The 25,457-nt window shown below is 71.9% G+C and carries 22 protein-coding genes; 10 read left to right on the forward strand and 12 right to left on the reverse strand.

What is annotated here, in order from left to right:
• Window positions 1–155 precede the first annotated feature (155 nt).
• The 5 genes from ABZ576_RS17515 (at window position 156) to ABZ576_RS17535 (ending at window position 2,941) form a co-directional block, all read left to right on the forward strand.
• Window positions 156–815 carry a hypothetical protein gene (locus ABZ576_RS17515; RefSeq protein WP_360741129.1) on the forward strand — a complete coding sequence of 220 codons (660 nt, stop codon included), beginning with the start codon at window positions 156–158 and terminating at the stop codon, window positions 813–815.
• Between the two features lie 227 nt (window positions 816–1,042).
• On the forward strand, window positions 1,043–1,222 hold the full coding sequence (locus ABZ576_RS17520) for a hypothetical protein (protein ID WP_360741052.1): 180 nt from the start codon (window positions 1,043–1,045) through the stop codon (window positions 1,220–1,222).
• A 177-nt stretch (window positions 1,223–1,399) separates the two neighbouring features.
• Window positions 1,400–1,858: a BlaI/MecI/CopY family transcriptional regulator gene (locus tag ABZ576_RS17525; protein ID WP_360741054.1), complete on the forward strand. Its 459-nt coding sequence runs from the start codon at window positions 1,400–1,402 to the stop codon at window positions 1,856–1,858.
• Window positions 1,859–1,867: 9 nt separating this feature from the next.
• A complete protein-coding gene (locus ABZ576_RS17530; RefSeq protein WP_360741056.1) occupies window positions 1,868–2,401 on the forward strand; it encodes an amino-acid N-acetyltransferase in 534 nt (177 codons plus the stop codon).
• A 204-nt stretch (window positions 2,402–2,605) separates the two neighbouring features.
• Window positions 2,606–2,941: an Lsr2 family protein gene (locus ABZ576_RS17535; protein ID WP_360741058.1), complete on the forward strand. Its 336-nt coding sequence runs from the start codon at window positions 2,606–2,608 to the stop codon at window positions 2,939–2,941.
• Here ABZ576_RS17535 and ABZ576_RS17540 read toward each other — a convergent pair.
• Window positions 2,920–3,561, reverse strand: a complete 642-nt coding sequence (locus tag ABZ576_RS17540; RefSeq protein ID WP_360741060.1) for an SCO3374 family protein — start codon at window positions 3,559–3,561, stop codon at window positions 2,920–2,922. The two genes, ABZ576_RS17535 and ABZ576_RS17540, sit on opposite strands and share 22 nt — an antisense overlap.
• Window positions 3,562–4,099: 538 nt before the next feature.
• Here ABZ576_RS17540 and ABZ576_RS17545 point away from each other — a divergent pair.
• Window positions 4,100–6,625: an ATP-dependent Clp protease ATP-binding subunit gene (locus ABZ576_RS17545; protein ID WP_360741061.1), complete on the forward strand. Its 2,526-nt coding sequence runs from the start codon at window positions 4,100–4,102 to the stop codon at window positions 6,623–6,625.
• Window positions 6,626–6,688: 63 nt separating this feature from the next.
• Here the strand turns inward: ABZ576_RS17545 and ABZ576_RS17550 are convergent, their stop codons facing one another.
• Together ABZ576_RS17550 and ABZ576_RS17555 are read right to left on the reverse strand one after the other, a co-directional pair.
• Window positions 6,689–9,745 carry an NACHT domain-containing protein gene (locus ABZ576_RS17550; RefSeq protein WP_360741063.1) on the reverse strand — a complete coding sequence of 1,019 codons (3,057 nt, stop codon included), beginning with the start codon at window positions 9,743–9,745 and terminating at the stop codon, window positions 6,689–6,691.
• A 62-nt stretch (window positions 9,746–9,807) separates the two neighbouring features.
• Entirely contained in the window at window positions 9,808–10,422 is a 615-nt protein-coding gene (locus tag ABZ576_RS17555; protein ID WP_360741065.1) for an HAD family acid phosphatase, read from the reverse strand.
• Window positions 10,423–10,887: 465 nt separating this feature from the next.
• Here ABZ576_RS17555 and ABZ576_RS17560 point away from each other — a divergent pair, with 465 nt between their 5' ends.
• Window positions 10,888–11,439: a M23 family metallopeptidase gene (locus ABZ576_RS17560; protein ID WP_360741067.1), complete on the forward strand. Its 552-nt coding sequence runs from the start codon at window positions 10,888–10,890 to the stop codon at window positions 11,437–11,439.
• A gap of 1 nt (window position 11,440) precedes the next feature.
• On the opposite strand, the gene ABZ576_RS17565 is transcribed toward ABZ576_RS17560, so the two are convergent.
• The gene (locus ABZ576_RS17565) at window positions 11,441–12,040 is read right to left on the reverse strand and encodes a TetR/AcrR family transcriptional regulator (RefSeq protein ID WP_360741069.1); all 600 of its coding nucleotides are present in this window, start codon (window positions 12,038–12,040) and stop codon (window positions 11,441–11,443) included.
• 125 nt (window positions 12,041–12,165) lie between these two features.
• On the opposite strand from ABZ576_RS17565, the gene ABZ576_RS17570 reads away from it, so the two are divergent.
• The gene (locus ABZ576_RS17570; protein ID WP_360741071.1) at window positions 12,166–13,749 is read left to right on the forward strand and encodes an MDR family MFS transporter; all 1,584 of its coding nucleotides are present in this window, start codon (window positions 12,166–12,168) and stop codon (window positions 13,747–13,749) included.
• Window positions 13,750–14,027: 278 nt separating this feature from the next.
• Here ABZ576_RS17570 and cseC read toward each other — a convergent pair whose 3' ends face one another.
• The 5 genes from cseC to ABZ576_RS17595 all read right to left on the reverse strand — a co-directional run bounded on the left by cseC (window position 14,028) and on the right by ABZ576_RS17595 (window position 18,570).
• Entirely contained in the window at window positions 14,028–15,407 is a 1,380-nt protein-coding gene (cseC, locus tag ABZ576_RS17575; protein ID WP_360741073.1) for a two-component system sensor histidine kinase CseC, read from the reverse strand.
• 13 nt (window positions 15,408–15,420) lie between these two features.
• On the reverse strand, window positions 15,421–16,122 hold the full coding sequence (gene cseB / locus ABZ576_RS17580; protein WP_360741075.1) for a two-component system response regulator CseB: 702 nt from the start codon (window positions 16,120–16,122) through the stop codon (window positions 15,421–15,423).
• Between the two features lie 104 nt (window positions 16,123–16,226).
• Window positions 16,227–16,880: a hypothetical protein gene (locus ABZ576_RS17585; RefSeq protein ID WP_360741077.1), complete on the reverse strand. Its 654-nt coding sequence runs from the start codon at window positions 16,878–16,880 to the stop codon at window positions 16,227–16,229.
• Complete coding sequence (locus ABZ576_RS17590; RefSeq protein ID WP_055703482.1) at window positions 16,868–17,407, reverse strand: SigE family RNA polymerase sigma factor; 540 nt, start codon at window positions 17,405–17,407, stop codon at window positions 16,868–16,870. Before ABZ576_RS17590 ends, ABZ576_RS17585 begins: the two co-directional genes overlap by 13 nt.
• A 287-nt stretch (window positions 17,408–17,694) precedes the next feature.
• The gene (locus ABZ576_RS17595; protein WP_360741079.1) at window positions 17,695–18,570 is read right to left on the reverse strand and encodes an A/G-specific adenine glycosylase; all 876 of its coding nucleotides are present in this window, start codon (window positions 18,568–18,570) and stop codon (window positions 17,695–17,697) included.
• Between the two features lie 181 nt (window positions 18,571–18,751).
• Between ABZ576_RS17595 and ABZ576_RS17600 the strand changes: the two genes are divergently transcribed.
• Window positions 18,752–19,585: a hypothetical protein gene (locus tag ABZ576_RS17600; protein WP_360741081.1), complete on the forward strand. Its 834-nt coding sequence runs from the start codon at window positions 18,752–18,754 to the stop codon at window positions 19,583–19,585.
• 136 nt (window positions 19,586–19,721) lie between these two features.
• Here the strand turns inward: ABZ576_RS17600 and disA are convergent, their stop codons facing one another.
• Complete coding sequence (disA, locus tag ABZ576_RS17605; RefSeq protein ID WP_360741083.1) at window positions 19,722–20,846, reverse strand: DNA integrity scanning diadenylate cyclase DisA; 1,125 nt, start codon at window positions 20,844–20,846, stop codon at window positions 19,722–19,724.
• Between the two features lie 80 nt (window positions 20,847–20,926).
• Window positions 20,927–22,336: a DNA repair protein RadA gene (radA, locus tag ABZ576_RS17610; protein ID WP_360741084.1), complete on the reverse strand. Its 1,410-nt coding sequence runs from the start codon at window positions 22,334–22,336 to the stop codon at window positions 20,927–20,929.
• A gap of 239 nt (window positions 22,337–22,575) precedes the next feature.
• On the opposite strand from radA, the gene ABZ576_RS17615 reads away from it, so the two are divergent.
• Window positions 22,576–24,393 (forward strand): hypothetical protein, encoded by a 1,818-nt coding sequence (locus ABZ576_RS17615; RefSeq protein WP_360741086.1) that lies wholly within the window; start codon window positions 22,576–22,578, stop codon window positions 24,391–24,393.
• 169 nt (window positions 24,394–24,562) lie between these two features.
• Here the strand turns inward: ABZ576_RS17615 and ABZ576_RS17620 are convergent, their stop codons facing one another.
• Complete coding sequence (locus ABZ576_RS17620) at window positions 24,563–25,393, reverse strand: hypothetical protein (protein WP_360741088.1); 831 nt, start codon at window positions 25,391–25,393, stop codon at window positions 24,563–24,565.
• Window positions 25,394–25,457 lie beyond the last annotated feature (64 nt).

Here is a 25,457-nt window from a genome sequence, read left to right on the forward strand (position 1 = left end):
GGGTTCCGCCGGTGGCCCCGCACGGGGCAAGCCCGGTGGCCCCGGACGGGGGAACGCTGAGCGACACGCGGCGAAACAACGTCCGTATTGATCGCTTTTGTCCGATTAGACGGTAGCGTCGCCGCATGCCCACGCCATACGGATCCCGCGGCGGCATGGCGTTCGGCGTGGAGGAGCTGCGTGTGCTCCGCCGCGCCCTCGCCCTCGCCCTCCACCCCGGCCACGCCTCCGCCGAGGACGTGCAGGACTGTCACCGGCTCGCCGAGTCGCTCGACGAGGCGATGCGCGAGGGGGCCAGACTGCGCGCCTTCCTGGTGGCCGACCTGGGCCGGTACCGGGCCGCCCTGCCGGGCACCGCCGCCGGGTACCTGGCCTTGCTGGAGGAGGTCCTGGGAGCCGGGCACCGGCCGACGCCGGACGACCTCGCCGCGCTCCGGGCGCTGCGCGGGAATCCCGCGGCGGCGGCACTGCTGGACCGCTGCCAGGCGCTGGCCGAGCAGGACGTACGGGCCCGGTTCGCGCAGGGCGCGCGGAAGGTGCCGGCGCCGGCCGTACCGCCCGCGCGGACGCGCCTGCTGGCCCTCGCGGGCGGCGCCGGGGAGCCGGTGGCCCGGCAGGACGAGGGGCAGGCCGAGAAGCCCGCCACGCCCCCGCGGAAGCCCGCGCCGGGGCCCGCCGAGCGGCCCGCACCGGAGCCGGGGCCGGCGGCGCCGGGACCCGCGGCGCCGAAGCGGCCCATTCCCACGCCGGGCGAGGTCTTCCCGCCCCGCAAGCCGGCCCCGCCCGCCGAGCCCCGCCAGCTGGCCGCCGGCTGACCCGCCCCTCGAGCCCTCCGCCCCTCCACCCCCTCGGCCGACCGCCCGCCGGCCGGCCCACCGCCTACCGGCCCACCGGCCCGCCGCCCGCCGGCCCACCGGCCCGCCGCCCGCCGGCCCATCGCCCGCCGGCCCGCCGGCCCACCGCCCACCGCCCACCGGCCCGCCGGTGGGCGGTTCGTGCACCCCGCCCCTTTCGCCCGTTCCCGGCTGGCTACCCTGGAGGCATGGACTACGTCTCCGCGCTCGTGCCGCCGGTCGTCATGGCCGTGTTCTTCGTCGGTGTGGTCAGGGTGATCGTGAAGACCCAGGGCGGCGCCGCCAAGGCCAAGGAGGACGCGGCCGTCGACGCCGCCCTCGCCCGCGCGGAGGGTGCCCGCGGGACGTCCGCCGCCGGCGACGCCTGAGCGGACGACGGCACGCTGCGGCGGGGGCCCTGTGGCGCCCCGCCGGCCCGCGCCCGCTCCGGTGTACGGCCCTTCACCCCGATCCTTTCCGAGCCGTACGCCCTTTTTGTTCCTGTTTGCGGTCCTAGCGCACGTCCGGCACGCCATTGCCCGGATCTCCCACTATTGTTCTGAGCTGTGCCTCGCCCCTTGGGAGAACTCGAAGACGCGGTCATGACGCGGGTGTGGAAGTGGAACCGCCCGGTGACCGTTCGAGAAGTCCTGGAAGACCTCCAGCGGGAACGCTCGATCGCGTACACCACCGTGATGACCGTTTTGGACAATCTCCATCAGAAGGGCTGGGTGCGCCGCGAGGCGGAAGGCCGGGCCTATCGATATGAGGCCGTGTCGACACGCGCCGCCTACGCCGCCGCCCTGATGAACGACGCCTGGTCGCAGAGCGACAACCCGGCCGCCGCTCTCGTCGCCTTCTTCGGGATGATGAGCGAGGAACAGCGCCAGGCCCTCAGGGACGCCGTACGCATCGTCCAGGGACCGGAAGAAACCCAGGAAGCCCCCGAAGTGCGGCAACAGGAAGCCCCCGAAGCCCGGCAAGAGCAGAACCCCGGCGCCGCGGGGGAGACCGACGGGCGATAGCGTCCGCTCATGTCAGCAGAGCGTCCCGAAGTCTCCGCAAAAGCCATCACCGTCCGACGGGCCCGGACCAGCGATGTCCCCGCCGTGCGCCACCTCCTCGACGCCTACGTCCGCGACCGCATCCTGCTCGACAAAGCCATGGTCACCCTTTACGAGGACATCCAGGAGTTCTGGGTGGCGGAACGCGACGACAACGCCGAGGTGGTCGGCTGCGGTGCCCTGCACGTCATGTGGGAGGACCTGGCGGAAGTCCGCACTCTGGCGGTGAAGCCCGGCCTCAAGGGCGCCGGCGTGGGTCACCAGTTGCTGGAGAAGTTGCTCCAGACCGCCCGCTGGCTCGGCGTTCGCCGGGTTTTCTGCCTGACCTTCGAAGTGGACTTCTTCGGCAAGCACGGCTTCGTGGAGATCGGGGAGACGCCGGTCGACACCGATGTCTACGCGGAGCTCTTGCGTTCCTATGACGAGGGCGTCGCGGAGTTCCTCGGTCTCGAACGAGTGAAGCCGAACACCTTGGGCAACAGCCGGATGCTTCTGCATCTGTGATCGTCATTGCCCCGGTGCCCTATGTCCGAAACGCGCATGTTTCCGGACGCCGGTGGTCTGCTGAGTCACTCCCGGGGGTTTGTGTTTTTCCGGCAAAAGCGGTTTGCTTTCCGACGTACTGCAGTACTGCATATAACAGGGGCGGCGAAACGGCGGACGCCGCACACCCCCTGGCCCTCAACGTTATCGATGAAAGGAAATGCGGTGGCACAGAAGGTTCAGGTCCTTCTTGTCGACGACCTCGACGGCGGCGAGGCGGACGAGACCGTGACGTTCGCGCTGGACGGCAAGACGTATGAGATCGATCTCACGACTGCCAATGCGGACAAGCTGCGTGGCCTTCTCGACCCCTATGTGAAGGGCGGACGCCGTACCGGTGGCCGTACCTCCGGCGGGCGTGGAAAGGCGCGTGCCGCTTCCGGCGGCAACCAGGACACCGCGGCGATCCGCGCCTGGGCGAAGGAGAACGGTTACGAGGTCAACGACCGCGGTCGCGTCCCGGCGTCCATCCGTGAGGCCTACGAGAAGGCCAACGGCTGATTCCGCCGGTCGGCGGGATGCCCGGCGCACGCGCGCCGCAGCCGGATCCGGTGACAGTGCGCTGCCACCGTGTCCACCAGTCGTACGAGATCGGGGGCGCTCCCCTCGCGCCCCACGGCCGGCATCGCCGGCAGCGAGGCACCAGCCTCGCCTCCCGGCTCGGGGGGCCGCAGCCACGAAGCGGCCCCCCGCACGGCGCCGGCGCGCATGGGCGCGCTCCTTCCGCGCGCGGGTGCGGACCGGACCGGTCCGGGTTCCGCGGCGGCCGCGGCCGCCGCGGGCGGCGGCGGGGCCTCCAACGAGCCGCCCGCCCCGAGGACCCGCAGGTCCAGATCGACGGCGCCCCACTCCAGCCAGTCCAGCAGACCGGGCAGCTCCTCCGCGCTGCCCGCGGCCACCAGCAGCTGCATCCGGTCGCCCCGCAGGGCCACCGGAGAGCCCGGCGCGAGATGCCGGAGCGCACCCGCGCCCGCCTCGGCCGGCACGTCCAGGACGTCGAACCGCACCCCCGTGAGCAGCCGCAGCGGCCGCCCGGGCGCGGTCGGCCAGCCCAGACCGTTCTCGTACCAGAGCCGGGCCCGGGCCCCGGGTCCGCGGCGGGGAATCCCGGTGGAGGACATCCCCGTGGCAGGGCCGCCGGCGGACGGCGCATCGGGGCCGGGCGCATCCGGACCGGGGGGCCGGCGCGGAAGAGGGACCGTGGAGGTCGTGGGGACGGAGCCAACCATGCCAAGTGCAACCGCCGGAGCGGCCGTCGGGTTACGCTGGGTGCCCTGTCGGCTGCGCACAGTGCCGCAAAAGGGGGCGCTCGGGGGTCCGGGGAGGCGCAAGGTTGTTCGCCCATAGCGGAGGGAACCGGTGCGCGCCGCATGGAGTGTCCGTCCCTGCGGGTAAGACATGCCTAGTGGGAGGGGGCGACACGCAGGACGGGCCGTCTCACGTTCGCCATCGGCGTACTGGCGACTGGGGTAACTGCCTGGCCTGCGGGAACATCGTCTCGCACCATCGGGTTGGAGCAGATGTCGGCGTTCGGGGTCAGGAGGCCATCGACGGTGTCGGCAGTTGGAATGAGCGGTCCCCGCTTGCGGGACTAAGCTGCGGAAGGACAGGGAGGGGAAGTTCCCCCCACTGCCTGACCGCTCTGAGGAGCGATTAACGATGTTCGAGAGGTTCACCGACCGCGCGCGGCGGGTTGTCGTCCTGGCTCAGGAAGAAGCCCGGATGCTCAACCACAACTACATCGGCACCGAGCACATCCTCCTGGGTCTCATCCACGAGGGCGAAGGTGTCGCCGCTAAGGCCCTGGAGAGCCTCGGCATTTCGCTTGAGGCGGTCCGCCAGCAGGTGGAGGAGATCATCGGCCAGGGCCAGCAGGCCCCGTCCGGGCACATCCCCTTCACCCCCCGTGCCAAGAAGGTCCTGGAGCTGTCGCTCCGCGAGGCCCTTCAGCTGGGCCACAACTACATCGGCACGGAGCACATCCTGCTCGGCCTGATCCGCGAGGGCGAGGGCGTCGCCGCCCAGGTCCTGGTCAAGCTGGGCGCAGACCTCAACCGGGTGCGGCAGCAGGTCATCCAGCTGCTCTCCGGTTACCAGGGCAAGGAGACCGCCACCGCCGGCGGCCCGGCCGAGGGCACCCCCTCGACCTCTCTGGTCCTGGACCAGTTCGGCCGGAACCTCACCCAGGCCGCTCGTGAGTCCAAGCTCGACCCGGTCATCGGGCGCGAGAAGGAGATCGAGCGGGTCATGCAGGTGCTGTCCCGCCGTACGAAGAACAACCCGGTGCTGATCGGTGAGCCCGGCGTCGGCAAGACCGCCGTCGTGGAGGGCCTCGCCCAGGCCATCGTCAAGGGCGAGGTGCCCGAGACCCTCAAGGACAAGCACCTCTACACGCTGGACCTCGGCGCGCTGGTCGCCGGCTCCCGCTACCGCGGTGACTTCGAGGAGCGCCTGAAGAAGGTGCTCAAGGAGATCCGCACCCGCGGCGACATCATCCTGTTCATCGACGAGCTGCACACGCTGGTCGGTGCGGGTGCCGCCGAGGGCGCCATCGACGCGGCGAGCATCCTCAAGCCGATGCTGGCCCGCGGTGAGCTCCAGACCATCGGTGCGACCACCCTGGACGAGTACCGCAAGCACCTGGAGAAGGACGCGGCCCTGGAGCGCCGCTTCCAGCCCATCCAGGTCGCCGAGCCGTCCCTGCCGCACACGATCGAGATCCTCAAGGGCCTGCGCGACCGGTACGAGGCGCACCACCGCGTCTCGATCACGGACGAGGCCCTGGTCCAGGCCGCCACCCTGGCCGACCGGTACATCTCGGACCGCTTCCTGCCGGACAAGGCGATCGACCTGATCGACGAGGCCGGTTCCCGGATGCGCATCCGCCGGATGACCGCTCCGCCGGACCTGCGCGAGTTCGACGAGAAGATCGCCGCCGTCCGCCGGGACAAGGAGTCCGCGATCGACTCGCAGGACTTCGAGAAGGCCGCCTCGCTGCGCGACAAGGAGAAGCAGCTCCTGGCCGCCAAGGCCAAGCGCGAGAAGGAGTGGAAGGCCGGCGACATGGACGTCGTCGCCGAGGTCGACGGCGAGCTGATCGCCGAGGTCCTCGCCACGGCGACGGGCATCCCGGTCTTCAAGCTCACGGAGGAGGAGTCCTCCCGCCTGCTGCGCATGGAGGACGAGCTCCACAAGCGGGTCATCGGCCAGAACGACGCCGTCAAGGCGCTGTCGAAGGCGATCCGCCGTACGCGTGCCGGTCTGAAGGACCCGAAGCGTCCGGGTGGCTCGTTCATCTTCGCCGGCCCGTCCGGTGTCGGTAAGACCGAGCTGTCCAAGGCGCTCGCCGAGTTCCTCTTCGGTGACGAGGACGCGCTGATCTCCCTCGACATGTCGGAGTTCAGCGAGAAGCACACGGTGTCGCGTCTCTTCGGTTCCCCGCCCGGATACGTGGGTTACGAAGAGGGCGGCCAGCTGACCGAGAAGGTCCGCCGCAAGCCGTTCTCCGTCGTCCTCTTCGACGAGGTCGAGAAGGCCCACCCGGACATCTTCAACTCGCTGCTGCAGATCCTGGAGGACGGTCGCCTGACCGACTCCCAGGGCCGGGTCGTGGACTTCAAGAACACGGTCATCATCATGACGACCAACCTCGGCACCCGGGACATCTCCAAGGGCTTCAACCTCGGCTTCGCCGCCGCGGGTGACACGAAGACCAACTACGAGCGCATGAAGAACAAGGTGTCGGACGAGCTGAAGCAGCACTTCCGTCCCGAGTTCCTCAACCGTGTCGACGACGTGGTCGTCTTCCCGCAGCTGACGCAGGCCGACATCCTGCGGATCGTCGACCTGATGATCAGCAAGGTGGACGAGCGCCTGAAGGACCGGGACATGGGCATCGAGCTCTCCCAGTCCGCCAAGGAGCTGCTGGCGAAGAAGGGTTACGACCCGGTGCTGGGTGCGCGGCCGCTGCGCCGCACGATCCAGCGCGAAGTCGAGGACACGCTCTCCGAGAAGATCCTCTTCGGCGAGCTGCGCCCCGGTCACATCGTGGTCGTGGACACCGAGGGCGAGGGCGACGCCCAGACCTTCACCTTCCGCGGTGAGGAGAAGTCGGCACTGCCCGACGTCCCGCCGATCGAGCAGGCGGCCGGCGGCGCCGGCCCGAACCTGAGCAAGGACGCGTAAGCGCCCTGCCGTCGGCCGACAAAGGGGCCGGTGCCTTCTGGGCACCGGCCCCTTTCGGCGTTCTCAGCGCCGGTCCAGGCTGACTTCCGCTCCGGGGAAGAGGCGGGCGAAGCGGGAGAGCGGGAAGGAGTGCCCGGTCCGGTTCGCCAGGATCACGGAACGCAGCCCCGGCAACCGGGACGCGAGGCCCGACAGGTCCTCGGTGCCGAGCAGTACGGGCACGCGGAGCGTCTCGATCGCGGGCAGCTCCGGCATGTGTGCGACGGAGTCGGGGAAGTCCCGGATGATCTTCGCGTTCAGGTAGAGCTCGTTCAGCTTCGGAAGCCGGGCAATCGCCCGCCAGTCGCCGGCCGTCGGCGGCGTCGTCAGCGGCCCAAGGCTCAGCACCCGCAGATTCGTCAGGCTCTCCAGCCCGCGCAGCCCCGTCCGGTCGGTGCTGTGCGCGCCGAGGAAGAGGAATTCCAGCGGTGCGTCGACCGGCAGAGTGTCGGTGAGAGCGGTGCCCGGCAGTTCCTGGCTCAGGGTCAGCGAGGTGAGCGACCGCAGGAACCGCAGTCCTGTCACATCGGCGAGGCCCGAGCAGCCGAACAGTGTGAGCGGCAGCGCGCGGAGATGCTCCACACCGTGGGCCGCCTGACAGTCGTCGACCCACAGCTGGTTCAGCGAGCCGAACGACAACAAGGCGCTGAGATCGGTGAGGTGGGGGTTGTCCGACAGGGTGAGTGACCGCACCGTCCCGGGAGCCGGCATGGCGGCCAGGATGTCCTCCACCCGGTGTGCGCCCCTGATGGTGAGGTCGGGCCACGGCCGCATCCGGGCCAGAGCCGTGCGCTGCTCCTCCGACTCGCAGAGCATCCGCAGCCGCGCGCGGTGAAGATGGTCCAGCACCTCGGCCGCGTACTCCTCGGCGGGGAACCGGCCCCACGTCCCGACGAGCTGGCGCCGCACGTCCAGATCCGGATGTTCGCGGAACCGCCGCAGCACCGCCATCGCTCCCTCCGGTTCCTCCTCGCCGAGCAGCGAGGCGGTGACCGTGACCCCGTGCGCCTCCTCGTCCGTCAGCCCCTCCGGCCCCGGCAGCAGCTCCAGCACCAGCGGACCCGCTTCGGCAAGCGCCCGGGCATCGGCCGCCGTACGCGGCGGTATCAGCGCGGCGGCCCGTGACTCCACCTCCGCCCGCACCTCCGGCTGCAAAGCCGCCGCGTGCTCCAGGCAGGCCAGCGCCAGCAGAGTCAGCCGAGGGGTGTCCCGCTCCAGCAAGCGACGGAGGACGGCGGCTCTTTCACGGGGGCGGGCGTGCGCCACCGCCATGCGGATGACGTCCTCCCACTGTGTGTCGTCGGCATGGCCGACCAGGACGTCCAGGTGGCCCTCCTCCACCGCGTACCGCGCGCCCAGGTAGTCCTGGAAGGTGCGGTGGACGAAGTCCACCACTCCCTCGGCCGGCTGGCGCAGCAGGCCGCTGCGCAGGAGCAGGTCGCGCAGCACCGTCGCCGCGTCCCCCTGCGCCGACCCCACCGTCGGCAGACACCGCTCCACGATGCCCTCGGCCGTATCGACGTCCATCTCCGTGCGTCCGCTCAGCACCAGCGCGTACGCCAGCCGCTGGAGCAGCTCCAGCCGGGCCTCCTCGCCCAGGTCGGCACCTATCCCCCGTTCCCGGTCCCGGCGGGCCAGCAGCATCGTGAGGGCGGCGTCGTACAGCTCCTTGCGGCCGGTGGGGAGGTAGCCCCGGCGCTCGCGGTGGAGGGCGCAGATCAGGCCGCACATCAGGGGGTTGGTGGCCAGCCGGGCCAGGTCGCGCTTGGTGCTCAGGGAGTCCAGGAGCGGACCCTCGTACTCCGGTGCCTGGGCCGCCTCGTGCCAGCGGTGCACGAAGGTGGCGACCTCCGAGCGGCGCATCGGGGCCAGCGCCAGTTCCCGGAAGCCCTCCTGGGCCAGCCAGTCGGCGCGTACGGCGGTGGGGCGGGAGGTCAGGAGCCATGCGTTGCCGGGGTAGGCGGCGAGCAGGGAGCGGAGCCAGTCGCGGGTGCGGTTGCGGTCGGCGGCCGGGATCTCGTCCAGGCCGTCCACCAGGACCAGCCCGCGGCCCGCCGTCAGGACGCGTTCCGCCCAGCCCTCCGGCGGGGTCAGCGGACAGCTCACCGCCCTGAGGAAGTCGGACGGCGGTGGGAGGGGGCCCGTGCGGATCAGGGTGCGCAGGGGCAGCACGTAGGGGATGCGGCCGCCGTCCCTGGCCGCCGTGACCGCCAGCCACTGCACCAGCGTGGTCTTGCCGGACCCGGCGTCGCCGCGCACCAGGACACGGGAGTCCGTCAGCAGCGCTTCCTCGGCGGGCAGCCGGCCCGTGGTGACGGCCGGGCGCTCACCCGGCAGTGCCTCCGGCGGAGCCTCCTGCGCGGTGGTCGCCTCCAGGCTGAGGTACGCGACCTCCAGCGGCCAGCGGTCGGGGGAGTCGCGCAGGTCGATGCCGTAGATGGTGATGTGGTCGTGCTGGGCGGCGACGTACGGCAGGTAGCGGCGCTCGAAGTCGGTGTCCCGGGCGTCGGGGCGCGGGACGCGGGAGATCAACTCGTCGACCCGGGCGATGAGTTCGGCGTAGTAGCGGCTCTGTTCCACGAGGGTGCGGGGTACGAAGGAGGAGCGCCGGGTGAAGAAGTCCACGATCTGCAGGCACGCCCACTCGGTGGCCGAGTCGAGGAAGTAGCAGGCGTCGGCGGACAGGCCGTCGACGGCGGACAGGCCGTCGGCGGCGGAGCCGTAGTTCAGCCGCTTGGCCAGCTCCTGGTGCCCCAGGCGTACGGCCTGTACGTCGTCCATGTCCAGGTCGCCCAGGGCGAGCAGGCGCCGAGCGAGCGCGGCGGCGACGGCTGCCTGCTCCTCGGCCGGGAACGGGGGCTCGCCCGGTGACTCCACCGCCTGCGCCACGATCCGCTCGGCCAGCCGCTGGACGTCCTTCTCGCCCAGGGTGCGCTTCTCGCCCCGGAACGACACCAGTGCGGACAGCCGTACCGGCCGGTCGGCCATACCCGCACCCGGGCCGTCCTGCACGAACAGCTTCTTCACCAGCGGGCCGATCAAGCTGGAGGCCAGCTTGCTGCCCAGTACCGCCGGCTCCATCCGCCACCACCCCCGTGTGCGTCGACGTACGGATGGAGCCTAACCAGCGGATCCGGCCGGTGTTACGACAACTGCCCGTCGTAGTCCGGCAGCTTGTAGGTCTTCTCGGCGTGGCCGCCGGAGAGGTCCGTGGGGCTGTTGCCGATGTTGGCGATGATCGTGTAGCCGTCGTTCTCGATGTCGGCGCGCTGGGCGGTCTTGTAGGCGGCGACGTCCTTGAAGAGGTCGAACAGGCCGCGCACGCGCAGGTCGGTGACCTCGTAGCCGTCGTGTTCGAGGTTGTACTCGGTGGGCCAGTACAGGACGCCGGGGCGGGCGGTGACGAAGAAGAGGGAGACGCCGTGCTCCTGGGCGTAGCGGGCGACGTCCAGGACGGGCTTGTTGGCCGGCTGGGGGTAGCTGAAGCCGAAGTCCGTCTCCAGGGTGGTGTTGTCGATGTCGAAGACGATGGCCTGCTTCTCGCCGGGCCGGGCGGCGGCGATGCGCTGCTTCAGGTACGGCAGGGCCTGGTCCATGACCACCTGGCAGTCCCGCTGCCAGGTGGCGTAGTCGACCTTGGCGGCCGCGGTGGCGGAACTCGTCGTGTCCGCGGCCTCGGCCGGGGCGGCCAGCGCGGCCAGGGCGGCCGCGGAGACGGCGGTCACGGTCATGCGGCGCGCCCAGGGGCGTGTGGTCATCGTGGGGGTCCTCTCACGTCCGTACGCGCGTCCGTACGGGTCCCGAAATGTCAGGGGCATGATCTGAGGTGGGGATGGCGCGAGGGGAACCGTAGGGTTACCGGACAGTAGGTGGCTAGGGGTCTGCGTCACATTTCCGGGCTCGCCGCTTTGCCCGAGCGGTGACAAGCCGCACATGGCGTGCGTCACGTACTAAAGGAAATAGTGAGCCGAAATAGATGGATAAAAGGGACTTTCGATCTCGAATCCGCCCAGGTGAATACCGTCGTCAGGGGCCGGTGCCCTGCGAGTGAGAGGTCTGTCGGGAGATGCCGGTTTTGCAGTGCTCTACTACCTGTAGCCGTACATGGGGTCTTTGAGTGATATCGAGTTGTTCGGCTATCAAGGGATGGCCGCTCCGGTGAACGTCCCCCGTGGACGTCTGTCTGCCGGATGGCCCACCGTCCCCTAGCTCACGAGGTCCCGATGTTCCGACGCTTCACGTCCCGCTCCGCCCGTACGTCCTCGCACCGCAACCGCGTGGCTGTCCTGGCTGCCGGTCTCGGCGCCACGGCCGTGCTGGGGACCGGGGTCGCGAGCGCCGCCACCGCGTCCGCCACCGCCTGGGTCGACCCGGTGAAGAAGTACACGCTCTCCGCCGGCTTCGCGCAGGCCGGCAGCCACTGGGCCGCCAAGCACAGCGGTCAGGACTTCGCCGTCCCGACCGGTACCGAGATCGTCGCCGCGCACGGCGGCACCGTCGTCAAGGCCGGCCCCAACGGCGGCGGCGACGGCCCGGCGTACGGCAACGCCATCGTCATCAAGCACGGCAGCGGCACGTACTCGCAGTACGCGCACCTGTCCCGGGTCGACGTCAAGATCGGCCAGGTCGTCAAGACCGGTCAGCACATCGGCCTGTCCGGCTCCACCGGCAACTCCACGGGTCCGCACCTGCACTTCGAGATCCGTACGACCCCGAACTACGGCTCCGCCGTCGACCCGGTCGCGTTCCTGCGCGCCAAGGGCGTGACGGTCTGATCTAACCCCGCTCGCGGGTGTGCTCGTGCGCCTGCGTGACGAGGTCCAGGGCGACTTCGAGAACGGCCTCGCGCTTCTTCTCGGGGTCGCCTTCCAGGTCCTGCATGACGAACATCCCGGCGTGCAGCGTGAACAGCGCGCTGACCGAGCGCACCTGGTCCACCAGCTCCGCCCCCGGATCGATGAGGATGTCCCGCAGTCCCCGCATCCGGTCCTTGAAGGTGTCGCCGATGCGCAGCTCCCGGACCGTCGCCTGGTTCTCCTGCATGAACCGGAAGAGTGGTTCGGCGCCCGCGAGGGCCTCGCTGTAGCGGCGGACGATCAGCTGCCTGGTCTCCAGGGTCTGCGGCTGCCGCCTGCCCCACTCGATCAGGTCCTCGATCGGCTTCGTCAGGTCCTCGAAGAGGCTGACGATGATCTCTTCCTTCGTCTTGAAGTGGTAGTACAGGGCCGCCTTGGTGACGTCGAGGCACTCGGCGATCTCCCGCAGGGAGGTCTTCTCGTAGCCCTGCTCCGCGAAGAGTTCGAGCGCCACGTCCTGGATGCGCTGGCGGGTGTTGCCGCGGCGCTGATGCTTGGTGCCGTCCATGGTGACGCCCATCCTCGTACTCCTCGCGCTCCCGCGGCTACTTACTTGACGCCCGGCTAGTAGCGCGTCTACCTTCCCAGTGTAGTGAGAACTAGCCGGGCGGCAAGTAAGTAGCCGCAGGGGGAGACGAGAAGGCGATGGCGGACACGGTCGGGAACGTCGTAGAGGGCAAACAGCCCAGAAGCGTGCGGGTGGTGCTGCTCGCGCTCATGATCGCGATGATGCTCGCGATGCTCGACAACATGATCGTCGGTACGGCCATGCCCACGATCGTGGGCGAACTGGGCGGCCTGGAGCACCTGTCCTGGGTCGTCACCGGCTACACCCTGGCCACCGCGGCCTCCACCCCGGTCTGGGGCAAGCTCGGTGACATGTACGGGCGCAAGGGCGCCTTCCTGAGCTCGATCGTGATCTTCCTGATCGGCTCGGTGCTGAGCGGCATGGCCCAGGACATGGGCCAGCTGATCGGGTTCCGGGCCGTGCAGGGCCTCGGCGCCGGCGGTCTGATGGTCGGCGTCATGGCCATCATCGGTGACCTGATCCCGCCCCGGGAGCGGGGCAAGTACCAGGGCATGATGGCCGGCGTCATGGCGCTGGCGATGATCGGCGGCCCGCTGGTCGGCGGCACCATCACCGACAACTGGGGCTGGCGCTGGGCCTTCTACATCAACCTGCCGCTCGGCGCGGTCGCCCTCGCGCTGGTCACCGCCGTGCTGCACCTGCCGAAGAAGCGGGCCAAGGCGGGCATCGACTACCTCGGCGTCGTCCTGCTGACCGTCGGCATCACCTCGATCGTGCTGGTCACCACCTGGGGCGGCACCGAGTACGCCTGGACCTCCGCGCGGATCATGGAGCTGACCGGCATCGGCGTGGCCGCGCTGGTCGGGTTCGTGTTCTGGCAGACCAGGGCCACCGAGCCGGTGCTCCCGCTGCACATCTTCAAGAGCCGCAACTTCACCCTGATGTCGGTCATCGGCTTCATCACCGGCTTCGTGATGTTCGGCGCCACGCTGTTCCTGCCGCTCTACCAGCAGGCGGTGCAGGGCGCCTCCGCGACCAACTCCGGCCTGCTGCTCCTGCCGATGCTCGGCGCGATGCTCGTGACCTCCATGGTCGCCGGGCGGGTCACCACCAACAGCGGCCGCTACAAGGTCTTCCCGATCGCCGGCGGCGTCCTGATGATCGCCGGCCTGTACCTGCTGTCCCTGATGGACACCGGCACCTCCCGCCTGACCTCCGGCGTCTACATGGCCGTGCTCGGCGCCGGCATGGGCTGCCTGATGCAGATCACCATGCTGGTCGCGCAGAACAGCGTCCAGATGAAGGACATGGGCGTGGCCTCCTCGTCCACCACCCTCTTCCGTACGCTCGGCTCCTCCTTCGGCGTGGCCATCATGGGCGCGCTGTTCAACCACCGGGTCCAGGACGTCATGGCCGAGCGGGCCGGCGCGCTGGGCGAGAACATCACCGAGAAGTCGGCGCAGCTGGACGCGAAGAGCCTGGAGAAGCTGCCCGCGGCGGCGCGCGAGGCGTACCAGCACGCGGTGTCCTCCGGGACCCACTCCGCGTTCCTGCTCGGCGCGGGCATCGCGGTCCTGGTGCTGATCGCCGCGCTGTTCGTCAAGGAGGTGCCGCTCAAGGGCGGGCCGCAGAAGCCGGCGCCCGCGGAGGGCGGCGACGGTGCGGATGCCGCGCCGACGGCCGTGGCCGAGGCCGTCTGAGGTTCTTCCCGGTCCCAAGGCCCTGCGTGTCCGCCGCGTGGGGCCTTCGGCTTTTCCGGTCCCAAGGTCTCGCGTGTCCGCCGCGTGGGGCCTTCGGCTTTTCCGGTCCCAAGGTCTCGCGTGTCCGCCGCGTGGGGCCTTCGGCCTTTCCGGTCCCAGGGTCCCGGTGCGTGTCCGCCGCGCCGGGCCGCGGCCTTGCCCGGTCAGGGAGGTCCGGGGCCGCTTCCCGCATGCCGGCCTTCCGTGACGACGTGCGGACCTCTCGGCGTCGCGCGCCCCTACCGGGCCCCCGGCGCGCTGCGACGCCGGTGGCCGCCGGACAGCGGCAGCATCGGATAGCTGCCCGTGTTCGTGGGGGCGTGCTCCGGCAGCCACAGGACGGCCACCGCGCCCTCCGAGGGGATGTGGGCGGGCGCGCCCACGGGCCGTACGTTGCGGAAGGTCAGCCGCGCGCCCAGCACCCGCGCCTGGCCGGCGGCGATGGTCAGGCCCAGGCCGTGGCCCTGCCCGGCACGGTCCTTGCTGCCGGTACGGAAGCGGCTCGGGCCCTCGGCGAGCAGCTCCTCCGGGAAGCCGGGACCGTGGTCGCGCACCCGGATGACCCGACCCTCCACGGTGACCTCGACGGGCGGCCGGCCGTGCCGGGCGGCGTTGGCGAGCAGGTTGAACAGCACCCGCTCCAGCCGCCGCGGGTCGGTGGTGACCTCCGACTCGTGCACCACCCGTACGGCGATGGCCGGGTCCTTGGCCGCCACCCGGCGCGCGACGAACTCGCCCAGCATGATGTCCTGGAGCTCGGCCCGCTCCGACGCCCCGTCGAGCCGGGCCACCTCCAGCACGTCCTCGACCAGCGTGCGCATCGCTTTCGCCCGGTCCAGCACCAGTTCCGTGGGCCGGCCGGCCGGCAGCAGCTCGGCGGCCGTCAGCAGGCCCGTCACCGGGGTGCGCAGTTCGTGCGCGATGTCGGCGGTGACCCGCCGCTCGGCCTCCAGGCGCTGGCGCAGCGCGTCCGCCATCGCGTCCACCGCGCGCGCGAGATCGTCGGTCTCGTCCCGTACGACCCCGCCGATCGCCTCCCGCACCCGGACGTCCGTCTCGCCCTTGGCGACCTGGTTCGCGGCGGCCGCGGCCTTGCGCAGCCGGCGGGAGAGCTGGCCGCCGATCAGCACCCCCAGCGCGCTGCCCCCGAGCACCACCGCGACCGAGCCGATCACCAGGGCCTGGTCCAGGTCCTTCATCATGTCGGTACTGCGGTCCGGCATGTGCAGGTGCACGGACAGCACGTGCCCGTCCTTCATCGGCACCGCCGCCCAGATGTCCGGCACCCCGTCGTGCTCCGAGACGTCACTGGCCCGCCGGCCCTGTTCGACCTTCTCGCGCAGCGCGGCCGGCAGCTCGGGATCGTCGACCTTGATGTAGGGGAAGATCGGGCCCCGGTTCAGCTCGTAGTTGCGCTGGGCCAGCAGGAGCCGGTCGTTCGCCAGTTCACGCGCGTTGTCCAGCATCGAGACGCGGGCCGCGTTGTGCACCACCAGGCTCAGCACGATCGCCACGAGACCGGCCACCAGGGCGATCGCCGCGCTCAGTTTCCATCTGAGTCCGGTGCGCAGGCCCGCGCGCTCCATGCGCCGCACCGGCTTGTGAAATATCCCCCGCATGCCGCCGCTCCGCTCAGGCCTTCAGCTTGTAGCCGAAGCCGCGGACCGTCTCGATCCGGTCCTGGCCGATCTTCTGCCGCAGCCGCTGCACGTGCACGTCGACGACCCGGGTGTCCCCGCCCCAGCCGTAGTCCCACACCCGCTCCAGCAGCTTGTCGCGCGAGAGCACGGTGCCCGGCGCCGAGGAGAACTCCAGCAGCAGCCGCATCTCGGTCGGGGTGAGCGCCACCGGCCGGCCGCCCCGGCGCACCTCCATGCCGTCGGTGTCGATCTCCAGCTCCCCGAAGGCCAGCGTGCCGGAGACCGCGGACGCGTCCTCCTCCGCCTGCGCGGTCCCGCCGGCGTGCCCGAACCGGCGCAGCACCGCACGGATCCGGGCCACCAGCACGGCACCGTCGAACGGCTTCGTCACGTAGTCGTCGGCGCCCGCCTCCAGGCCGAGGACGACGTCGATGGAGTCGGCGCGCGCCGACAGCATGATCACCGGCACGGTCGACTCGTCCCGGATCCGGCGGCACAGGCTGACGCCGTCCAGGCCGGGCACCATGACGTCCAGCAGCGCGATGTCGGGGCGGTCGGCCCGGAACGCCTCCAGGCCCGACAGACCGTCGGGCATCGCGGTGACCGCGAAGCCGTCCCGCTCCAGGGCGAGCTGGGTGGCCTCGCGGATGACATCGTCGTCCTCGACGAACAGGACGTGGGTCTGGTCTGCCATCCCGTGCTCTCAGTCCTCGTGGTACGTGTGGCGGTCAGTTGTCCGGCGTCAGTTGTCCGGCGTCAGTTGTCCGGCGTCAGTTGTCCGGCGTCAGCTGTCCGGCGTCAGTTGTCCGGCGCGGGCGTCGGGCTCCCGCCGGTGGAGTCGCTGTACTCGTTGCGGGTGGGCTTGCCCGGTACGAAGCGGCCCGCCTTCCAGGTGTAGGGGGTCACGGTGTCACCGGACGGGCTGGTGATCGCGTCGTCCTCGTCGTAGTACTGCCGGGTGACCGACAGGGTGCCCCGGTCGATCTCCGCGTAGACCGGGGACTCCTCCGTCTTGAAGACGTTCCTGAACTCGCCGTGCTCCTCCCGGTACACGTACGAGCCGATGCCCACCCAGTCCGCACAGGTCATCACGTTGATGACGACGTCGTCCACCGGGCCGCCGGTCAGGTCGCCGTAGGAGACGTCGACCTGGTACTCGTCGCCGTCGCACGGTTCCAGCTCCCGTTTCACCGCCGCCGAGACCTGCGGATCGCTCCTGAGCAGCGCGACGGGATCCACCTTGCGGTACCGCCCGGAGGCGCTGGGGGAGGGGGAGGCGCCGACGCCCTTGAGCGCCGAGGCGTGCGCCGGGCCCTCGTCCCGGGCGCCCGTGCCCCCGCTGCCGCACGCGGCGACCAAAAGGGCGAGGGCGGCGAGCGCGGCCCCCACCGCGATCACCGCCTGTGTACTCCCTCGGACCCGGTCGGGCCCGGCCTTGGTCAGGCCGCGCAACGCTCCCGCTCCTCACGCTCCAGCGCGCGTGCGTCCAGATCGCGGGCCTCCAGCTCCTCGCGGAGCCGGGCGAGCGCCCGGTGCAGCGTGCTCTTGACCGTACCGGCCGACATGCCGAGGGCCGCGGCCGTCTCCTCTGTGGACATCTGCTCCCAGTGTCGCAGCACCACGACACTGCGCTGCTTCGGTGCGAGCACCTTCATGACGTCCATCAGCAGGGCCCGGTCGGCGTGCTGCTCGGTGGAGTCCTCCACGGAGGCGTCCGGCAGCTGCTCGGTCGGCACCTCCTCCAGCTTGCGCGCACGCCACCACTCGGTCCGCGTGTTGATCATCACCCGGCGCAGGTAGGCGTCCGCGAGCCGCTTGTCGGCTATGCCCTCCCAGCGGCCGTACGTCCGGACCAGCGCGGTCTGGAGCAGGTCCTGGGCGTCGACCGGGTCCGGGACCAGCCGGCGGGCGCTGCGCAGCAGCGCGTCCTGCCGGGTGCGGACGTACTCCTCGAACTCGAGCACCTCGCCCTGCGCCATGATCGACCGCCTCCGTTCCCCGTTGTTCTCCCGGTGTGGTCCGGGAGTCCCGCTGTCCCCGTGTCCCGTGGTCTGCCGGGCACGGAAGAAGAAGCTACGGAGTGGTTGTCACGGAGCTGTGCGGACCAGCCTGCGGCTGGCAATCGGCTATCCGTCGGTTGTGTAACGGAAGCGGAAACGGGGTAAGGAGAACAACCTTTCCGTCCCTGTATGGAGGGATTTGCCGGTCGGGAGGCTCCGTAACGTTCCGCGTAACGGACGCGCGTCGGCTGTGGCCTGGCTGTCCGTCAGCCCAGTGGCAGCCGGTACAGACCGCCCGCGAGCGGCTCCACCAGACCGTCCGCGACCAGCCCGTCCAGCGCGCGGGCCCGCTGCACCGGCTCGTGCCACACGCGGTCCAGCGCCGCCTGCGGCACCGGCCCGTGCGCCTCGCGCAGCACGGCCAGCAGCTTGCCGCGCACCTGCCGGTCGGTACCGGCGTACGTCTGCCCGCGGCGCGGCGGCCCGGTGTGCTCCGGCTTGCCCGCGAGCCGCCAGGCGCAGTGTCCGGCGATCGGGCACCGCCGGCACTCCTCGTTCTTCGCCGTGCACACCAGCGCGCCCAGCTCCATGGAGGCGGCCGCCCACCGCGCGGCGGTCTTCTCGTCCTCGGGCAGCAGTTCCCGGGCCAGGCGCCGCTCGGCGGCCGTGGTCGCGTTCGGCGGGTACTGCACACCCGTCACCGCCCGTGCGAGCACCCGGCGGACGTTGGTGTCCAGTACCGCGTGCCGCTGACCGTAGGCGAACGAGGCCACCGCCGCGGCCGTGTACTCACCGATGCCGGGCAGCGCCAGCAGCTGCCCGTGATCCGTCGGCACGTCACCGCCGTGCCGTTCCGTTATGGCGACCGCGGCGCCGTGCAGGCGCAGCGCCCGGCGCGGGTAGCCGAGCCGGCCCCAGGCGCGCACGGCCTCGCCCGGCGTGTCCTTGGCGAGGTCGGCGGGGCGCGGCCAGCGGGCCAGCCACTCCTCGTAGACGGGCAGCACCCGGCTGACCGGGGTCTGCTGGAGCATGAACTCGCTCACCATCACGCCCCACGGGCCCGCCTCCGGGCGGCGCCAGGGGAGGTCGCGGGCGTGGGCGTCGAACCAGGCGATCACGGGGGCGTGCAGCTTCTCAGTCATGGCCCTTCCGATCCTGCCACGGGTTGGCGGGCGTGAAGGGTGACGGCGCGGTCACTCACCGTCGCGGAACGTGAAGAACCGTGCCTGCCGCAGCAGTTGCCGTGATGATGATCCGGAAAAGTTGGCGCCGGCGCGGCGGGTGGCGCGGGCAAGCGCGAGGATCTCTCGTACAGTTTGCGCCGTGGGATCTCTGCGCAATCCGGTCGGGCCGCTTCCCTCCTCCATCTACTGGCGTCGGAGGGCCGTAATGCTGTCCGTGATCGCCCTGTTGGCGCTGGTGATCACCTGGATCGTCACCGCCGGCGGCGGGAGCGGCAAGAAGAGCGCCGACGGCGGCGACGGCAAGAACCCCACGCACACCATCACGCCGGGGCCGAGCCCGTCCGGCTCCGCGATCAGCCAACACCCCGGCGGACGCGACGAGTCGGGCGGCGGGGACACCACCGGGAGCGGCTCGGGTTCCGGCTCCGGCGCGGGCAGCGGCTCGGGGGGCGGATCGACCGGCGGCTCCGGCGGCTCCGGCGGCTCTGCTGGCTCCGGCGGCGGCTCGGGTACGGGCTCCGGTGCCGGCGACGTCGGTGCGGGCGACGCGCTGCCGGCCTCCTCCGGCCTCCCCAAGTGCACCTCGGGCGCGGTGGCGTTGAGCCTGCGCAGTGTGCGCAACTCCTACTCGCCGGACCAGACGCCGACCTTCCAACTCACCGCGAAGAACGGCTCGTCGGCCGACTGCAAGGTCGATCTCGGCCCGAAGAACGCGGTGTTGACGATCACGCCGGCGGAGGCCGACGACGCCTACTGGTCGTCGGCCGACTGCCCCGAGGGCTCGGGCAGCCTGCTGTTCCGGGTGCCGGCCGGGCAGGCCATCACCTACACCGTGAAGTGGGACCGGAAGCCGAGCGCCGCGCACTGCGCGACACCCTCCGGCGGTACGGCCAAGGCCGGCACGTACCTGCTGGAGGCCAAGGCGCCGGGGTACGGAAAGGTCCAGGCGTCGTTCGTCCTGTCGGCGGACTGAGGCCCGGGGCGGCGGACCGAGTTCCGGGTCGGCGGGCCGGGCTCCGGGTCGGCGGAAAGTTGGGCCCGGTGCGGCGGGAAGCCGGGGCCCGGGGACGTGGCGGGCCGAGTGGCGGGCGGTCCGGTCCGGGGCGGACTCAGACGTACCGCTCCAGGATGGAGGACTCCGCCAGCCTGGACAGGCCCTCGCGGACGCTCCTCGCCCGGGCCTCGCCGACCCCGTCCACGGTCTGGAGGTCGTCCACGCTCGCGGCCAGCAGCTTCTGCAGGCCGCCGAAATGCTCCACCAGCCGGTCGATGATGGCGCCCGGAAGGCGCGGCACCTTCGCCAGCAGGCGGAAGCCCCGCGGGGACACCGCCGAGTCGAGCGTCTCGGGCGAGCCCGTGTAGCCCAGCGCCCGCGCCACCGTGCCCATCTCCAGCAGCTCCGCGTGGCTGAGCGCGTCCAGTTCGGAGAGCGCCTCCTCGACCGTGCGGGACCGCTTCGCCGTCGGCTCGGGGACGTAGTCCCGCACGACCAGCTCGCGGTCGGGCTCGACCCCGGCGATCAACTCCTCCAGCTGGAGGGCGAGAAGCCGGCCGTCCGTGCCCAGTTCGACCACGTATTCGGCGATTTCGGTGGCGATGCGGCGGACCATCTCCAGGCGCTGCGCGACCGCCGAGACGTCCCGGACCGTCACCAGGTCCTCGATCTCCAGCGCGGACAGCGTGCCCGCGACCTCGTCCAGCCGGAGCTTGTACCGCTCCAGCGTGGCCAGCGCCTGGTTCGCGCGGGACAGGATCGCCGCCGAGTCCTCCAGGACACGGCGCTGGCCGTCGACGTACAGCGCGATCAGCCGCATCGACTGCGACACCGAGACGACCGGGTAGCCGACCTGCTTGGAGACCCGGTCGGCCGTGCGGTGCCGGGTGCCGGTCTCCTCGGTGGGGATCGTCGCGTCGGGCACGAACTGCACGCCCGCGCGCAGGATCTTCGACAGGTCCGAGGAGAGCACGATGCCGCCGTCCAGCTTGCACAGCTCCCGCAGCCGGGTGGCGGTGAACTCGACGTCCAGCACGAAACCGCCCGTACACATCGCCTCGACCGTCTTGTCGGAGCCGAGGACGATGAGCCCGCCGGTGTTGCCGCGCAGGACGCGCTCCAGGCCGTCGCGCAAGGATGTGCCCGGAGCGACGGCGCTCAGCGAGGCGCGCATCAGGCCATCGGTACCGGCACTCCCACCGGACTTTCCGGGAGCTGCTGCCCGGTCGTTGGCTGCCACTGCACTCCTCCGGTCGCAGGTTCTGACGCGCTCCCGTTCCGGCACGCGGTTCGTACGGACGGGCGAGACCAGGGCAAAGTCTACCGGCGGTCCTCCGCCTCCCGTGGGGCCTCTCGGCGACGGGAGCGCGGCAGGACCCGCAGCGCGTCCCCCATGTCGGCGACTTCCAGGACCTTCATGCCGGCCGGCACCTTGCCCGGGTCGGTCGGTACGAGCGCGTGCGTGAAGCCGAGCCGGTGCGCCTCGGCGAGCCTGCGCTGCACGCCCGTGACCCGTCTGACCTCGCCCGCGAGCCCCACCTCGCCGATGGCCACCAGGTTCTTCGGCAGCGGGGTGTCGCTGGCGGCGGAGGCGAGGGCGAGCGCCACGGCGAGGTCGGCGGCCGGCTCCGAGAGCTTCACGCCGCCGACCGTCGCCGAGTAGATGTCCCGCTTGCCGAGGGCGCTGATCCGGCCGCGCTGCTCCAGCACGGCCAGCATCATCGACACACGGGAGGTCTCCAGGCCGGACGTCGTACGCCGCGGGGAGGGGATCTGGGAGTCGACGGTCAGCGCCTGCACCTCGGCCACCAGCGGGCGGCGGCCCTCCAGGGTGACGGTCAGGCAGGTGCCCGGGACCGGCTCGGCGCGGCGGGTCAGGAACAGGCCGCTGGGGTCGGCGAGACCGGTGATGCCCTCGTCGTGCAGCTCGAAGCAGCCGACCTCGTCCGTCGCCCCGTAGCGGTTCTTCACCCCGCGCACCAGGCGCAGGCGGGCGTGCCGGTCGCCCTCGAAGTGCAGGACGACGTCCACCAGGTGTTCCAGCAGGCGGGGTCCGGCGATGGCGCCGTCCTTGGTGACGTGGCCCACCAGCAGCGTGGACATGCCGCGCTCCTTGGAGGCGCGGATCAGGGCGCCGGCGACCTCCCGGACCTGGGCCATGCCGCCGGGCGCGCCCTCGATCTCGGGGGAGGCCACCGTCTGCACCGAGTCGAGGATCAGCAGGGACGGCCTGACCTCGTCCAAGTGGCCGAGGACGGCGGACAGGTCGGTCTCGGCGGTCAGGTACAGGTGGTCGTCGAGGGCGCCGATGCGGTCGGCGCGCAGCCGCACCTGGCTCGCCGACTCCTCGCCGGTCACATAGAGGGTCCGGTGCTCGGCGCTCGCCGCCTTGGCGGCCACGTCCAGCAGCAGGGTGGACTTGCCGACGCCGGGCTCGCCGGCGAGCAGGACCACCGCGCCCGGCACGAGGCCGCCGCCGAGCACCCGGTCCAGCTCGGGCACGCCGGTCGAGCGGGCGGTGGCCTGCCGGCCGTCGACCTGGCCGATGGGCAGCGCGGAGCTGGTCACACGGCCCGGCGCCGTCGTCCGGACCGCGGGTGCGCCGTACTCCTCGACCGTCCCCCAGGCCTGGCACTCGGGGCAGCGGCCGAGCCACTTGGCCGTCTGCCAGCCGCACTCGGTGCAGCGGTAGGACGGGCGGTCCTTGGTGGTCTTGGTACGGGCAGCCATGCGGAAACCGTAGCCCGCGGCACTGACAACGCGGGCGGGGGCCGGGCGCCCGGGGGCCGGAACCGCCCGCCGGAAGAGCGGGAGCGCGTACGAGTGGTCCGTTCCCGGCCACCGCCCATCGAGATCCGGCCACGGGAGAAAGGGGTCCTGTCCCCTTATGAGGGATCGTTTCACCCGTACGGATTAAAAGTGCTCAAGGTTCCAGAAGGGGCACTCCACCGCCGCCTACGGTCGCACGGGTGATGAGCAGCAGTCCGGAGACCACCACCCGCACAGCCGGAGCGCACCGGGCGCCCCGCGATGCGCGTGCTGCGCGTGAAGCACGCCGTGAGGCGGGTGAGGCGCGCGACCGCGCCGCCGCCCGCACCCTCGCCCAGCGTCCGCCGGCGCGGTACGAGCCGTACCTGGACGGCCTGTTCACCTACTGCCTGTCGGTGCTGTGCGACCACGACGCGGCCACCGCCGCCCTCGGCGACGTCCTCGTCCTGGCCGAGCGGCGCGGCCAGCGGCTCCCCGAGGCCGCCGGCGACCGCCGGGCCTGGCTGTACGCGCTGGCCCGCTGGGCGTGCCTGCGGAAGCTGGCCGAGGCCAAGCAGAAACGTCAGGCCACGCACGCGGCGGGCCGCGCCGGCGCCGGGCGGGCGGCCGGAAAGGGGCCGGGGCCGGGGAACGGGCCGGGGCCGGGAAACGGGCCGGGGACGGCGACGGGCTCGGCGAAGGGGGCGGGCCACGGCGGCGGGAGCGGGGTGCCGGCACCGTCCCCCGCTCCGGAGGCGGAGGAGCAGCGGCGCCGTGAACTCGCCCTGCTCGCCTGGCCGGAGGCGGCCGGCACCAGTCCCGAGCAGCGCGAGGCCCTGGAGCTCGCCGTCCGCCACCACCTCGCCACCCACGAGGTCGCCGCCGTCCTCGGCATGGGACCCGCCGCCGCGCGCGAGCTGCTCGCGTCGGCCGCCTGCGAGGTCGAACGGACCCGCGCCGCCCTCGCCGTGGTCGAGACCGGCGGCTGCCCGAGCGTGGCCCACCTCACCGGCGACAGCCGGCTGGTCCTCAGCACGGCCCTGCGCCGCGAGCTGGTCCGGCACGTCGACGACTGTCCGCGCTGCCGGCGCACGGCGGCCCGCGCGGTCCCCGGCCGCTGGCCCGGCGCCACGGTCACACCCGCCGAGCTGCCCGTCCTGGAGGCTCCGCGCGCGGCCCTCCACATGGCTCTCGCGCACCCTTCACGCACGCGTGGCGCGGCCGCACCGCGCTTCGACCGGCGCGGCTTCCCGATGGACCCCAAGGACCGCGCCGCCCGCCGCGACCGGCTGCGCGCGCGTGCCGTCACGACGACGGTGGTCGCCACGGTCGTCGCCGCGCCGGTGCTCGCCCTCTGGGCCGCCTACCGGGGCGGTCCGGCCGGGGACGACGACGGCCGCTCCGCCACCGCGCGCGAGGCGCAGGGCCCCGACGCGCTGGGCGGTGACACGGCCGGCGGCTACCAGAACGCGGGCAACGCCAGCGTGAAGCCGGGCGCCCGCATCGGCGAGAACGGCAAGGCGGACGTCTCCGTGGAGGTCGTCAGCGTCGACGGAGGGGACCGGCTGGGCGCCGGGCAGCTGACGGTCGGCGCCGCCAACGACGGCGACACGACCCTGATCACCCTGACCGCCTCGGGTGACGCGGGGGTGCGCTGGTCGGTGTCCACGGCGGCCCCGTGGCTCTACTTCAGCCAGTCCTCGGGGACCCTGGAGCCCGGCCGGACGTTGACGATCAGGGTGTACGTCGACCACCTGCGCGAGCCGTCCGGCCCGTGGCACGCGCGGGTGGCGGTGGCCCCGGCGGGTGCGGTGGTCTCCATCGACGGCTACGGCACGGCTCCCGGCCGCCCGACCCCCCACCCGTCCTCCGCACCCCCGTCGACGCCGCCCGGCACACCGCCCACGGCTCCGCCCACCACCGCGTCCCCCACGCCCACGGACCCCACCCCGACCCCGACGACCCCGCCCCCCTCGGAGCCCCCGACGCCGACCCCCACCCCCTCGGACCCGGGAACCCCGAGCCCGTCGGCCGGCTAGACAGGCGCCGCCGACCCGCGAGCCAGCCGGCGCAGACGGGCCCACGGGCCTCACCGGACCAGGCGCCGCCGGCCGCCGGACGAACCGGGACGAGGGGTGGCGCGGGTCGCCTCCGGGTGCACCTTCCGGCCGGGCGAGTCGCGAGGGTGGAGGGGAGGGAAGGGCGGGGTTACGGTGCCGGGTCGGCCGGGTGCGGGGCCAGCAGGGGCAGCTGTGACGCCAGCCGCTGTTCGCAGAGCTCGACCAGCCGGTCGTACCCGGCCTTCCCCATCAGCTCCGTCAGCTCGGCCCGGTAGGAGACGTACACCGGCTCCCCGGCCCCGTGCGCCGACGTCGCCGAGGTGCACCACCAGTGCAGGTCGTGCCCGCCCGGCCCCCAGCCCCGCCGGTCGTACTCCCCGATCGACACCTGGAGCACCCGGGTGTCGTCCGGCCGGTCGATCCAGTCGTACGTCCGCCGGATCGGCAGCTGCCAGCACACGTCCGGCTTGGTCTCCAGCGGCTCCCGCCCCTCCCTCAGCGCCAGGATGTGCAGCGAGCAGCCCGCGCCGCCCGCGAACCCGGGCCGGTTCTGGAAGATGCAGGACCCCTGGAAGGGCCGGGTCTGCCGGGACCCCTCCTCGTCCTCGGAGACCCAGCCGTCGCGCGTCCCCTCGGCGTGGTGCTGCCAGATGTCGGGCGTGAGCCGCGCCACATGCCCGGCGACCCGCTTCTCGTCGTCCTCGTCGGAGAAGTGCGCCCCCAGCGAGCAGCACCCGTCGTCCGCCCGGCCCGCCTGGATGCCCTGGCAGCCGCTGCCGAAGATGCAGTTCCAGCGAGAGGTCAGCCAGGTCAGATCGCAGCGGAAGACCTGCTCGTCGTCCGCCGGATCAGGGAACTCCACCCAGGCGCGCGCGAAGTCGAGCCCCTTCTCGTCGCTCATCTTCGCCTCCTTGGGGGTTTTGGCGGACTTATAACCTTTGCCCGCCTTGTCGACCTTCGCCTTTTTCGTCTTTGGCACTCGTCCAGGGTAAGTGGCCCAGGGCCGCTCAGGGGACCGTGGACGGACGATCTGGCAGTAGCGT

This window comes from Streptomyces sp. NPDC013455 (assembly GCF_040632975.1).
In the GTDB taxonomy this organism is placed as follows: Bacteria; Actinomycetota; Actinomycetes; order Streptomycetales; family Streptomycetaceae; genus Streptomyces.